Source organism: Cupriavidus sp. GA3-3 (genome assembly GCF_000389805.1).
Taxonomy (GTDB): domain Bacteria; phylum Pseudomonadota; class Gammaproteobacteria; order Burkholderiales; family Burkholderiaceae; genus Cupriavidus; species Cupriavidus necator_D.
The window spans coordinates 1-12,384 of sequence record NZ_KB944474.1 but is presented as its reverse complement, the minus strand read 5'-3'; the positions used below and the strand labels follow the sequence as shown (position 1 = coordinate 12,384).

The following is a 12,384-nucleotide window of genomic DNA, read 5'->3' as shown; positions in this document are numbered from 1 at the left end:
CGCGCGCTGCGACATGACTTCAGGACGCGTTGGTCTTGCGGCCCACGTTCCGGATCAGTTGCGTGACACGTCCCAGGTACTGGTCGAAGACCTGATTCGCCTGCTCCTGGCTGTTGATCGGCTGTGCGACCGTACGTCCCTCGGCTTCGAGCTTGGCCCGGATCTCGGGCTTGGCCAGGGCTTCGCCAATCGCCTTGCGCAGCACTGCCACCCGGCTGGCGGGCGTGCCCTGCCTGACGAAGTAGCCGCCGCCGATCGAGTACTCGAAGTCGGGCACCAGCCGGCTTTGCGAGATCAGCGGAATATGCTTGAGCGCCGGGGGCAGGGCCTTGGCGAAGCTGCTCAGCACCTTCAGCCGGCCCTGTTGCTGCATGCTGTCGAAACTGGACTGGTAGGGCAGGATGGCAAAGTCGACCTCCCCGCCGGCAAGGCCTTGCAGCGCTGGAGCGCCGCCCTTGTACGGCACGTGCAGGAAGGGCACGCCGAGCCGGGCAGCCAGCGCATCGCCCATGAGGTGATAGATGGAGTCGATGCCGACCGTGGCGTAGGTCAGCGGTTTCCCCTTGCTTTTCTTCGCATAGTCCAGGAAATTGTCCAGGGTATCCACGGCAATGCCGTTCCTGACCATCAGCACGATGTTGGCGTCGCTGATGGGCGCGGCCAGCTGGAAGTCCTGCGGCTTGTAGCGCGCCGCCGGGTTGAGCATGGGAGCCAGGAAGACCTCGTTGATCGAGCCGTGGAAGAAGGTGTAGCCATCGGCCGGTGCGCCCAGCACCTTGTTGGCGCCGATCAGCCCGGTGCCGCCGCCGTAGTTCTCGACGACCACCTGCTGCCCGACGCTCTTGCTGATGGATTCCCCGAAGATGCGCGCCGAAGTGTCGCTGGCACCGCCGGCCGGGTAGGGGACCACCAGGGACAGCGACTTGGCGGGGAAGTTGTCTGCGGCAAAGGCCGGCAGGCTGGCCAGCACGGAGGTGCCGGCGGAAACACCGGCATATTGAAGGAAGCGGCGGCGGTTCAGTGAAGCCATGGTGGATGTCCCCGAAGAATTGTTGTTCAAACCAGATAGCTTTGCGTCAGGTGCGCCCAGAATGCGGCGCCGACAGGCAGGGCCTTGTCATTGAAGTCGTACAGGGGGTTGTGGACCATGCAACCACCATCCTCGCCCAGGCCGTTGCCGAGCCGGATGTAGGCACCGGGCCGGTGCTCCAGCATGTAGGCGAAGTCTTCGCTGCCCATCACCGGCGGGCGCTCGACCACGTTGTCCGCGCCCACCAGCCGGATCGCGGCCTGGCGCGCGCGCTCGGTCTGCGCGTCGTGGTTGACCAGTACCGGGTACTTGCGTTCGTAGACGACCTCGGATTGCAGCCGGAAGCTCTGGGCCTGTGCGGCGACAAATTCGCTGATGCGCGCTTCGACCAGCGTACGCACCTGCGGGTCCAGCGTGCGCACGCCGATCTTGATCGTTGCGCTGTCGGGCACGACGTTGTAGGTGGTGCCAGCCTGGATGGAGCCTACGGTAATGACCGCGGACTTGAGCGCATCGATCTCGCGGCTGACGATCGATTGCAGTCCAAGCACGATGCTGGCGGCGCACTGCATGGCGTCGATGCCATGATGAGGCATGGCGCCATGGGCGCCGCGGCCGCGCAGCGTGACCGTGGCGCGGTCGAACGAGGCCATGGCAGGGCCGGCGATGACCCCGATCTGGCCGACCGGCAGCCCCGGGGAATTGTGCAGCGCATAGATTTCGTCGCAGGGGAATTGCTCGAACAGCCCATCGTCCAGCATGCGCAGCGCACCGCCTTCGTTCTCCTCGGCCGGCTGGAAGATCAGGTTGAGCGTGCCATTGAAATCAACGGACTCGGACAGGTACCTGGCGGCACACAGCAGGATCGCCGTGTGCCCGTCATGGCCGCAGGCGTGCATCTTGCCGGCGATGGTGCTGGCGTAGTCAAGGCCGGTCTTTTCCTGAATCGGCAGCGCGTCCATGTCGGCGCGGATGCCCAGCGCCTTGCTGCCTTGCCCCTTCCTTAGCCTGCCCACGACGCCGGTGGTGCCCATGCCGCGATGCACCTCGTAGCCCCATGCCGCCAGCCGTCCGGCGACCAGGTCGCTGGTCTGGCGCTCTTCAAAGGCCAGTTCGGGGTGCGCATGGATCTTTCGGCGGATCTCAACGAACTCCGGCGACAGGGTCTGGATGGATTGGTGCAGTTCGGCAAGCGGGGCCTGGTTCATGGCGGTATCGGAGCGTGGTCGTCCACAGCATTCTCCACGCAGGCGCTTGCCGAAACCATGACAATGATGAGGCAGAAACGTTGCATAATTTGCAACATTAAAAAGTCCGTGCTGCCGTCCTGAGGCGGCGGCACGAGCCAGAGGAGGAAGACATGGAAGATGTGCTGGACCGCAAGCGGGCGCTGTGCTTGCTGCAGATCATCGAGACCGGCACGGTGCGCGGCGCGGCCGAGGTGCTTGAGCTGGACCCGTCCGTAGTGAGCCGCGCCGTGGCGAAACTGGAGCAGGAAACCGGGCTGACTTTGCTTGAGCGGCGCGGCCGGGGTGTTGTCGCCACCGATGCCGGGCGCCTGCTGGCGCTGTTTGCCCGGCGCCAGCAGGACCTGAACGATACCTTCCTGGCCGAGGTCAACAACCTGAAGAATGCGCGGCGCGGCCACGTGGAGCTGGTCTTTGGCGAAGGCTTCGTCGACCTGGTGCTGGAGCCCGTGCTGCAGGGCTTCCTGCGCAAGCATCCCGACGTGAGCTGCAGCATCCAGGTGGCCGGCACCGATGAAACGGTCCGGCATATCCTGGAGGACCTGGCGCATGTCGGCTTCGTCTTTCAGCCGCCCGACGATGTGCGCCTGCGCTCGCACTATTCACGGCTGTCGCCGATCCGCGTGCATGTGCGTAAAGACCACCCGCTGGCGCGCAAGCGCCGCGCACTGACGCTGGCGGACCTGGCGCCGCACCAGGGAGCGGCGCTGACGGAATCGTTTGGTGTGCGCAAGCATATCCAGGCGGCGGAGCTGGACGAGCACGTCACCCTGAAGCCGATGCTTGTCACCAACTCGTTCAAGGTGCTGTGGGAATATGCAGCGATGGGGCTGGGCTACATCATGACGGCACGCTCGGTGGCGCTGAAGGAGCCGCAGTTCAGGCAACTGGTGTCGCTGCCGCTGGCAAATCCCATCCTGAACAACAGCCGCATCCACATCATCACCCGGACCGGCCGGCACCTGTCCCCGGTGGCCGACAGCCTGCTGCGGCATGTGGTGAAGGCGTTCCCGCTGGTCTGAAGCAACTGTGCTCCCCGGGCAAGCGCCCCTTTGTATGTACCCGGGGGCACCCGGGAAATCTAATCTGGTGACACCGCAACGATCCGGTCCCCGCCGCAGCACTGGCAGGCCGCCGGACAGCGCCCCCGTCGTTACAGGACACCACGCCAATGAGCTCCCCGACCCCTGAAAAAGGCCACATCGCCCCCTACACCCACCCCGCCGCCGGCTGGGGTGCGTTGAAGTACGTTGCCATCAACCTGATCAAGGAGAAGGTTGCCGGTGGCAAGTACAAGATGCTGTTCAAGCAGAACCAGGCCGATGGCTTCGACTGCCCCGGCTGTGCCTGGCCGGACCGGCAGCACGCCTCCACCTTCGAGTTCTGCGAGAACGGCGTCAAGGCCGTGGCCGCCGAGTCCACCAGCATGCGCGTGACCCCCGAGTTCTTTGCGCAGCACACGGTGACGTCGCTGATGGCGCAGACGGACTATGAGCTTGAGCAGCACGGGCGGCTGACGCACCCCATGGTCTATGACGCGCAGACCGACAAGTACCGTGCGATCGCCTGGGACGAGGCCTTTGCGCTGATCGGGCGCCACCTGCGCGCGCTGCCGGACCCGAACCAGGCCGCATTCTATACGTCGGGGCGCGCCAGCAACGAGGCCGCATTCCTCTACCAGCTGTTCGTGCGTGCCTATGGCACCAACAACTTCCCCGACTGCTCGAACATGTGCCACGAGGCCACCAGCCGGGGCCTGCCGCCGACCATCGGCGTGGGCAAGGCCACCGTGGTGCTGGATGATTTCGAGCATGCCGACACCATCCTGCTGTTCGGCCACAACGCGGCCACCAACCATCCGCGCATGCTGGGCGAGCTGCGCGAATGCGCGCGGCGCGGCGCCACCATCGTTTCGATCAACCCGCTGCGCGAACGCGGCGTGGAGCGCTTCACCAGCCCGCAGCACCCGGTGGAGATGCTGACCGGCTCCAGCACCAAGATCGCCTCGATGTTCGTGCAGCCCAAGCTGGGCGGCGACTTTGCCTTGATCAAGGGCATGGCCAAGCGCCTGGACGAACTCGACCAAGAGGCCATCCGGCACGGCCGCGAGCGCCTGATCGACGTGGATTTCGTGCGCGAGCACACCATCGGCTACGGCGACTTCATCGAAGACCTGCGCGCGGAGAGCTGGGCCGACATCGTCGCCGAGTCGGGCGTGTCGCAGGAAGACATCGATGCTTTGACCCAGGTCTACGCCAAGGGCAAGCGCGTGATCGCCTGCTGGGGCATGGGCCTGACGCAGCATAAGCACTCTGTGCCGACGGTGCAGATCCTGTCCAACCTGATGATGATGCGCGGGAACATCGGGCGCCCCGGCGCCGGGCTGCTGCCGGTGCGCGGGCATTCGAACGTGCAGGGCGACCGCACGGTGGGTATCGAAGAGAAGCCCGAGCCGGAATTCCTGGACCGCCTGCAGGCCGCCTTCGGCTTCGAGCCGCCGCGCAAGCATGGCTATGATGTGGTCCACACCATCTCGGCGATGCTCGAGGGCAAGGTCAAGGTCTTTGTCGGACTGGGCGGCAATTTCTCCACCGCCACGCCGGATACGCCACGCACCTTCGAGGCCCTGCGCCAGTGCGACCTGACCGTGAACATCGCCACCAAGCTCAACCGCAGCCACCTGGTGCACGGCAGGGAGTCGTTGATCCTGCCGACGCTGGGCCGCACCGAGATCGACCAGCAGGACGGCGTGGCGCAGGGCGTGACGGTCGAGGACTCGGTCTGCATGGTCCATATCTCCTTTGGCATGAACGCACCGGCGTCGCCGCACCTGTTGTCGGAGATTGCCATCGTCGCGCGCATGGCGGCCGCCACGCTGGGCTCGGAGAAGATCGACTGGCTCTGGTATGCGCAGGACTACGCCCGCATCCGCGACGCCATCGAGCAGGTGATCGACGGCTTCGAGAGCTACAACGAGCGCGTGGCGGTGCCGGGCGGGTTCCACCTGACGCCGGCGGCATGCAACCGGGTCTGGCATACGCCGTCGGGCAAGGCGCAGTTCCTGGTCAACCGCATCGACAAGGACACCCCCATCAGCCGGGCCCGCCAGAAGTATGGCGACAAGCTGATGGTGATGATGACGACGCGCTCGCATGACCAGTACAACACCACGATCTATGGCCTGGACGACCGCTACCGCGGCGTGTTCGGCCTGCGCCGGGTGGTCTTCATCAGCCCCGCTGACCTGGCGCGGCTTGGCCTGAAGGCGGGCCAGCACGTGGACATCACCAGTGTCTGGGACGACGGCGTGCAGCGCCAGGTCGAGGACTTCGTGCTGGTCGAATACGACATCCCGCAAGGCTGCCTGGGGGCGTACTACCCCGAGACCAATCCGCTGGTGCCGCTGGAAAGCACGGGCGATGGCTGCGGCACGCCCACGTCGAAGTCGGTGCCGGTGTTGCTGACGCCGTCCCGTCGCCAGAACGCGGCGGCGAGCTGATCCCGCGCTGCGCGCAATACCGCTCGTCAAGCGACTGACACCCCTCGTGAACGTTCCCCTCTCCCGCAAGCGGGAGAGGGGAACAAACCGTCAGCATGCAAGCGGGCGCTGCACATAATTTTACGAGAGATCCCATGGAATGCACCGAACTGGTCGAACACACAGGCTATGAAGCGCGCAGCATCGTGCGGCACAAAAACTGCTTGGTGCAGCCGGCCACGGACAACGTGGCGGAAGAACTCCCGGTGGCGCTGGTGTACAACGGCATCTCGCACGCCGTGATGATGGCCACGCCGCTGGACCTGGAGGCGTTCGCGGTCGGCTTCTCGCTGACCGAGGGCATCGTCGGGCGCAATGCCGAGATCCACGACCTGGAAGTGCGCGTGCACCCGCACGGCGCCGAGGTGCAGATGGAGATCAGCGAGCACGCCTTTGCCACCATGCGGGCCCGCCGGCGCGCGCTGGCGGGGCGCACCGGCTGCGGCGTCTGCGGCATCGAGAGCATCGAGCTGCTCGACCTGGAGCCGGCGCGCATGCCCGAGCCGGCCACCCGGCTGACGCCGTCGCGCGAGATGATTGAGCGCGCGGTCGCGGCGCTGCCGTCGCACCAGCGGCTGATGCAGGCCACCGGGGGCGTCCACGCCGCGGCCTGGTGCGATGCGGGCGGCGAGATCCTGCATGTGTTCGAGGATGTGGGCCGCCACAACGGCCTGGACAAGCTGATCGGCCACCTGGCGATGCAGCGCGTGGCGATGGACGACGGATTCGTGCTGCTGTCCAGCCGCGCCAGCTATGAACTGGTGCGCAAGGTGGCGCGCATGAATATCCAGATGCTGGCGACGATCTCGGCGCCGACCTCGCTGGCGATACGCATCGCCGAGCAGGCCGGTCTGCGCCTGCTCAGCTTCTGCCGCCAGGATGGTTATGTCGACTATACCGGCGCCGCACTGGATGCCGCCCGCGGAGGCGCAGCATGCTGAACTTTGACGAGGCGCAGGCGGTCTTCGCGATGTGCGCGGAGCCCGTGCGGCAGACCGAAACCGTGTGGCTGGGCCTGCTGACCGGCCGCGTGCTGGCCGGCGACGTGGCCGCGGTCATGGATACGCCCGCGGCGGACCGCAGTGCCATGGACGGCTATGCGGTGCGCTGTGAAGACTGCCGCGCTGACGCCTGCCTGCCGCTGCAGCAGGTCGTCTACGCCGGCACGCAGCCGCAGCCGCTGTTGCCCGGCCAGGCCATCCGCATCTACACCGGCGGCGTGATTCCACCCGGCGCCGGTGCCGTGGTCGCGCTGGAGGATGCCGAGGAAACCTATCGCGGCGTGGTCTGCGCGCGCGCACCCGTGGCGGGCCAGCATATCCGGCGCAAGGGCGAGGACGCCCGCCGGGGCGACCTGCTGCTGTCGGCGGGAACCCTGCTGCATGCGGGGCATATTGCCGCGCTGGCGTCGCAGGGACTGACGGAGGCCACGGTCTGCCGGCTGGTGGAGGTGGCCATCCTGACTTCGGGCGACGAGGTGGCGGCGCACGACGAGCCGCGCGACGTGTACCAGGTGCATGACGTCAATGGCCCGATGCTCGAGTCGCTGGTGCAGTCGATGGGCGCCGTGGTCAGTTGCCACCGCCACGTGCAGGACGACGAGCGCGCCTTGCACGACATGCTGCGGGAACTTGCCGCCGACGCCGACCTAGTGCTGGTCACCGGCGGTGCCTCGGTCGGCCAGCGCGACCTGGTCGCGGCGGCGCTGGCTTCGGCAGGCGGCGAGCTGCTTTGCCGTGGCGTCAACATGAAGCCCGGCAAGCCGGTCACGGTGGGGCGCCTGCGCGGCAAGCCCGTAGCATGCCTGCCCGGCAATCCGGCGGCGGCCTATGCCACCTTCGCGCTGCTGGTGACGCCGCTGCTGCGCCGCCTGCAGGGGCGCGCGGAGCTGTTCCCGCCGGTAGGCCGGGTCAGGGCGGCGCTGGCGGGCACCCGCCCGCACCGCGGCGATGCCTTCTGGCGCGTGGGCGAAATCGGCAACCTCGGCGGCCGCGAGAGCTTCGTGCAGGTCAATGCACAGCAGGGTGCCGCCTCGGTGTCGGCGCTCGGCCAGGCCAGCGGCTTTGTGCGGGTCGAACCCCAATGCGCCGGACAACTCCAAAATGTGCCCCTGCCGTACTATGATCTTCATCGTTGGCTCAGCTGACAGCAGCCCGGCGCAAGGGCCGGACCAGGCACCGGCCGGGCGCAAGGGACACGGGAAGGGGAGCGCAGCGTGAAACTATATGAAAAGCTGGCTGCGGACATAGAAGCATTGGTGCAGCAGGGGGTGCTGTTGCCCGGCGAGCGGATTCCCTCGGTGCGGCAGACCAGCCAGCACCACCGCATGAGCATCACCACGGTGATCCGGGCCTACGTCTTGCTGGAGAGCCGCGGCATCATCGAAAGCCGGCCGCAGTCCGGCTATTTCGTGCGCGCGCGGCCGGGCGAGCCGGTGGTCGAGCTGCGCCCGTCCAGGCCCAGTGCCAAGCCCTCGGCGGTGGATGTCAGCGCGCTGGTGCTTTCCACGCTGCGTTCGATCCGTTCCGATGATGCCGTGCCGCTCGGTTCGCCCTATCCGGACCCTTCGCTGTTTCCGTGGCAGCGCATCAACCAGTACGCCAACAATATCGCGCGCCGCTATGCCAAGTGGACCATGCTCGACGACCTGCCGCCCGGCAGCCCCGAGCTGATCCGGCAGATCTCGCGCCGCTACCTGGAGAACGGCTACGCCATCGATCCGAACGAGGTGATCGTCACCATCGGCGCGACCGAGGCCATCAACCTCTGCCTGCAGGCGGTGGCCAGGCCGGGCGATACCATCGCAGTGGAGTCGCCAACCTTCTACGCCATGCTCCATGCTATCGAGCGGCTGGGCATGCGCGCCATCGAGGTGGCGACCGATCCGGTGGAAGGCATCGACATTGGCGAGCTGGCGCGGCTGATCGATGAAAAGGGCGTGGCCGCCTGCATGGTGATGCCCAATTTCCAGAACCCGCTCGGCTTCCAGATGCCCGATGAGAAGAAGCGCGCGCTGGTGGCCATGCTGACCGAGAAGGACATCCCCGTCATCGAGAACGACGTCTACGGCGAGCTCTATTACGGCGAGGCCCATCCCAGTTCATTGAAGGCGTTTGACAAGGCCGGCATCGTGCTGCATTGCTCCTCGTTCTCCAAGACGCTGACCAATGCCTACCGGATCGGCTGGGCGCTGCCGGGCCGCTACCGCGAGGCGGTGGAACGGCTCAAGTTCCTCAACACGCTGACCACGCCCGCCATTCCGCAGCTGGCGATTGCCGAGTTCCTGAAGAACGACGGCTACGACTTCCACCTGCGGCGGGTGCGCAAGGCCTATGCACAGCAGGCCAACATCATGGCCGCCGCGGTGCGCAGGTTCTTCCCGGACGGCACCACCCCGTCGCGCCCTGCGGGAGGCTATGTGCTGTGGGTGCAGCTGCCGGAGGGCATCGATGCGATGGAGATGTACCACGCCGCGCTGGAGCACCGCATCACCATCGCGCCCGGGCATATGTTTGCGCCCGGGGCCACTTACCGCCATTGCATCCGGCTGAACTACAGCGGGGAATGGTCGCCCGGCATCGAGTCCGCCGTGCAGACGCTGGGCAGGATCGCGCAGCACCTGCTGGCGCGCAGCCGGGAACCCGGCGAGGAAGAGCATGCAAGACGCTGATATCGATCCCGCCATGGTCGCGGCGCTCCAGGTCCTGTGGCAGGCTGGGCGCGAGGGCGGCGGCAGCCCCTGGTCGCTCGCCAAGATCGCGAAGCGGGCCCAGCTGCCAATGAGCGTGCTGCGGCGCGTGTTGACGCAACTGCAGGCCGCCGGACTGGCGGACGTGGCGATCGACGAGGAAGGCCGCGGTCACGCGAGCCTGACACCAGCCGGCGCGGAGCTTGCCGCGCAGGCTTTCCCGAATCCTGACTGAGTGGCCGAAAGCCGCGCCCGCGGCTCAGCCGCCGACCAGCGACATGCGCACCGTCGGGTACTGGCGCTTGCCGCTGGCCAGCCGGTCCGCGCGCAGCTCGGAGTAGCGGTCGCCGCGGGCCTGCCAGGCTTGCCGGACCGCGTCCGCAACGGCTTCATCGGGGCGCGCGGCACCCAGGTGCTGGCGCAGGTCGACAGAGCTGGTGGCGAACAGGCACAGGTAAAGCCGACCGTCGACCGAAACGCGTGCGCGGGTGCAATCGCCGCAGAACGGGTGCGAAACGCTGGAGATAAAACCCAGCTTCAGGCTGCCATCCGCCAGCAGGTAGTTGCTGGCGGTTTCGCCGTCGCGCCGGGTGACCGGCAGCAGCGCATGCGCGCGCTCGACCATGCCGCGGATCTCGTCGGACGGGACGACGCGTGACTGTGACCAGCCGCTCGGGCCTTCCACATCCATATATTCGATAAAGCGCAGCGTGACGTCGCTGCCACGGAAGTGCTCCACCAGCGGCAGCACCTGCGCGTCGTTGGTGCCGCGCTCGACCACGCAGTTGACCTTGACTGGTGCCAGGCCCGCCGCGATGGCCGCGTCGATGCCCTCCAGCACGCGCCCGACCGGGAAATCGACATCGTTCATGGCGCGGAAGATCTGGTCGTCCAGGCTGTCCAGGCTGACCGTGACCCGGCCCAGGCCTGCGTCGCGCAGCGAACGCGCCTTGCGGGCCAGCAGGCTGCCGTTGGTGGTCATGGCCACTTCCACCTGCCGGCCATCGAGGGTACGCATGGCCGCAATGCGTTCGACCAGCGACTCGATGCCCTTGCGCAGCAGCGGCTCGCCGCCGGTCAGGCGCACTTTCTCAACGCCCAGGTCGACAAAGGCGCGCACGATGCGCAGCAGTTCCGCATCGGACAGGCGCTGCTCAGGTGACAGGAACGGATAGTCGCGCCCGAAGCGCTCCTTGGGCATGCAGTAGGTGCAGCGGAAGTTGCACTGGTCGATCACCGAGAGCCGCAGGTCGCGCAGCGGACGGCCCAGCTGGTCCCGGCAGGCGGGTGATGCGTGGTCCGGCTCGGGCGCCTCAAGACTGCGGGCGGCGGGCATTTCTTGCACAAGCGCTGCTTGCATGGCGAATCTCCCGGGGGCAATGGGGTAGGGCATGGCGCATGCCATGCCCTCCATGGTAGGGACCGATCGCCGCCCGGCAGGCGTACAAATCGGCACGAGCGGAAGCAGAACAGTTCCGGCGGGGCCGGTATGGCTGCGTCGGGGCGCCTCATTCGCGCGGCGCCCGGATGCGCACCGTCGCGGTCTGGCCGGCGATCAGGTGGACCCCGGCGGGTACCTGGTCCAGTGCGATTCGCACCGGTATGCGCTGGGCCAGGCGCACCCAGTTGAAGGTCGGGTTGACGCTGGGCAGCATGTTGGGCCCGATGGCGCGGTCCTGGTCCTCGATGCCGGGCGCAATGCTCTGCACATGTCCGCGCAAGGGAGTGCGCTGGCCCATGATATGCACTTCGGCGGCGCTGCCGACGCGGATCGCGGGCAGCTTGGTTTCCTCGAAATAGCCTTCCACGTACTGCGAGCCGCTGGCCACCACCGACAGGGCCGGCCTGCCGCGGGTGGCAAAGTCGCCGACGCGCGGCAGGCGGTCGCTGGCATGGCCGTCGACCGGGCTGGTCACGCGGCAGCGGGCCAGGTTGAGCCTGGCCACGTCCACCGCGGCATCGGCTTCGTCGATGCGCGCCTGCGCGGCGGCCACGGCGGCCACGGCGGCCGCGTTCGCCGCCTGGCGCCGGCCCAGTGCCAGCGCGGCGCGCGCCGACGCGGCCTCGGCCTGGGCCTGTTTCAGGGCCAGGCTGAAGCGCTCCTGGTCCACCACGAACAGGACCTGGCCGCGTTGCACCCGGGCGTTGTCGCCGACGAACACGGCAGTGACCAGGCCGGACACGTCCGGCGCGACCTGGATCACTTCTGCGCGCACATGGCCGTCGCGGGTCCAGGGCGCCTCGGTGTAGTACTGCCACAAATGCCAGGCGGTCAGCGCCGCTGCGACCACGGCCGCCAGGGTCACCGCAACGGGGCCGAGCAGCGAAAGCTTGCGAATCATGATGGGGCCTGCCAGAGGAGCGCGACGAGCGCGCCCAGTACAAGGATATAGAGCGAGAAATTGAACAAGGACCGGTGCCAGACGATGCGGTAGAAGCCGATCCGGGCGAGCACGGCGCGCACGCCGGCGGTCACCGCGAACGCGGCCAGCATCCACACCACGGTGGCCGGCACGAAGACGCCGTACAGGTCGAACTCAGTGGCGTGCATGGGGCTCTCCTTCGGTAGGCGGATACAGGGCCAGCCGCAGGGTGGCCAGTACCGCCAGCGCCGTGCGGGGGCTGCCGTGCGCCGACGAGGCCAGCGCCGCGAAGGCCGCGTCGATCTGCGCCGCCAGTGCCGGAGCGGGCGGGCTGGCATGGCCGGCGCGCGCGCACTGGCGGTAGTGGCGTGCCACGCCGGCCAGCACGCGCTCCACGGCACGGCGGTGCGGCGCAGGCACGCCAGCGGGGGCGCGCCGCAGCGCGAGCGCGGCGGATTCGACCAGGAAGTCGGCAACGGCGCTGCCGGCGTGCCTGCCGCTGGCATTGTTGCGGCGGG

The 12,384-nt window shown here is 67.6% G+C and carries 12 protein-coding genes; 6 read left to right on the top strand and 6 right to left on the bottom strand.

The genetic code is table 11. The features are described 5' to 3' along the window. Nucleotides 1–19: 19 nt before the first annotated feature. The gene (locus tag C265_RS12045; RefSeq protein ID WP_010814459.1) at nucleotides 20–1,030 is read right to left on the bottom strand and encodes a tripartite tricarboxylate transporter substrate binding protein; all 1,011 of its coding nucleotides are present in this window, start codon (nucleotides 1,028–1,030) and stop codon (nucleotides 20–22) included. 26 nt (nucleotides 1,031–1,056) lie between these two features. Next, nucleotides 1,057–2,238: a M20 aminoacylase family protein gene (locus tag C265_RS12040; RefSeq protein WP_010814458.1), complete on the bottom strand. Its 1,182-nt coding sequence runs from the start codon at nucleotides 2,236–2,238 to the stop codon at nucleotides 1,057–1,059. A gap of 152 nt (nucleotides 2,239–2,390) precedes the next feature. On the opposite strand from C265_RS12040, the gene C265_RS12035 reads away from it, so the two are divergent. The 6 genes from C265_RS12035 (at nucleotide 2,391) to C265_RS12010 (ending at nucleotide 9,738) form a co-directional block, all read left to right on the top strand. Beyond that, nucleotides 2,391–3,299: a LysR family transcriptional regulator gene (locus C265_RS12035; RefSeq protein ID WP_010814457.1), complete on the top strand. Its 909-nt coding sequence runs from the start codon at nucleotides 2,391–2,393 to the stop codon at nucleotides 3,297–3,299. 149 nt (nucleotides 3,300–3,448) lie between these two features. Then, nucleotides 3,449–5,776, top strand: coding sequence for an FdhF/YdeP family oxidoreductase (locus C265_RS12030; protein WP_010814456.1), 2,328 nt, complete (start codon nucleotides 3,449–3,451; stop codon nucleotides 5,774–5,776). 134 nt (nucleotides 5,777–5,910) lie between these two features. Further along, a complete protein-coding gene (gene fdhD / locus C265_RS12025; protein ID WP_010814455.1) occupies nucleotides 5,911–6,756 on the top strand; it encodes a formate dehydrogenase accessory sulfurtransferase FdhD in 846 nt (281 codons plus the stop codon). Beyond that, nucleotides 6,750–7,961 (top strand): molybdopterin molybdotransferase MoeA, encoded by a 1,212-nt coding sequence (locus C265_RS12020; protein WP_010814454.1) that lies wholly within the window; start codon nucleotides 6,750–6,752, stop codon nucleotides 7,959–7,961. The genes fdhD and C265_RS12020 overlap by 7 nt, the downstream gene beginning before the upstream one ends. Before the next feature lie 69 nt (nucleotides 7,962–8,030). After that, nucleotides 8,031–9,485, top strand: coding sequence for a PLP-dependent aminotransferase family protein (locus C265_RS12015; protein ID WP_011617257.1), 1,455 nt, complete (start codon nucleotides 8,031–8,033; stop codon nucleotides 9,483–9,485). Continuing rightward, the gene (locus C265_RS12010) at nucleotides 9,472–9,738 is read left to right on the top strand and encodes an Rrf2 family transcriptional regulator (protein ID WP_010814452.1); all 267 of its coding nucleotides are present in this window, start codon (nucleotides 9,472–9,474) and stop codon (nucleotides 9,736–9,738) included. Before C265_RS12015 ends, C265_RS12010 begins: the two co-directional genes overlap by 14 nt. A 24-nt stretch (nucleotides 9,739–9,762) precedes the next feature. Here C265_RS12010 and moaA read toward each other — a convergent pair whose 3' ends face one another. From moaA to C265_RS11990, 4 genes are all read right to left on the bottom strand, one after another. Continuing rightward, a complete protein-coding gene (gene moaA / locus C265_RS12005; RefSeq protein ID WP_010814451.1) occupies nucleotides 9,763–10,863 on the bottom strand; it encodes a GTP 3',8-cyclase MoaA in 1,101 nt (366 codons plus the stop codon). A 148-nt stretch (nucleotides 10,864–11,011) separates the two neighbouring features. After that, complete coding sequence (locus C265_RS12000) at nucleotides 11,012–11,845, bottom strand: HlyD family secretion protein (protein WP_010814450.1); 834 nt, start codon at nucleotides 11,843–11,845, stop codon at nucleotides 11,012–11,014. Further along, nucleotides 11,842–12,054: a DUF1656 domain-containing protein gene (locus C265_RS11995; RefSeq protein ID WP_010814449.1), complete on the bottom strand. Its 213-nt coding sequence runs from the start codon at nucleotides 12,052–12,054 to the stop codon at nucleotides 11,842–11,844. Before C265_RS11995 ends, C265_RS12000 begins: the two co-directional genes overlap by 4 nt. Next, nucleotides 12,041–12,384, bottom strand: a 344-nt coding sequence (locus C265_RS11990; RefSeq protein WP_010814448.1) for an FUSC family protein, incomplete at its 5' end; no start/stop codon positions are given. The genes C265_RS11990 and C265_RS11995, both read right to left, overlap by 14 nt.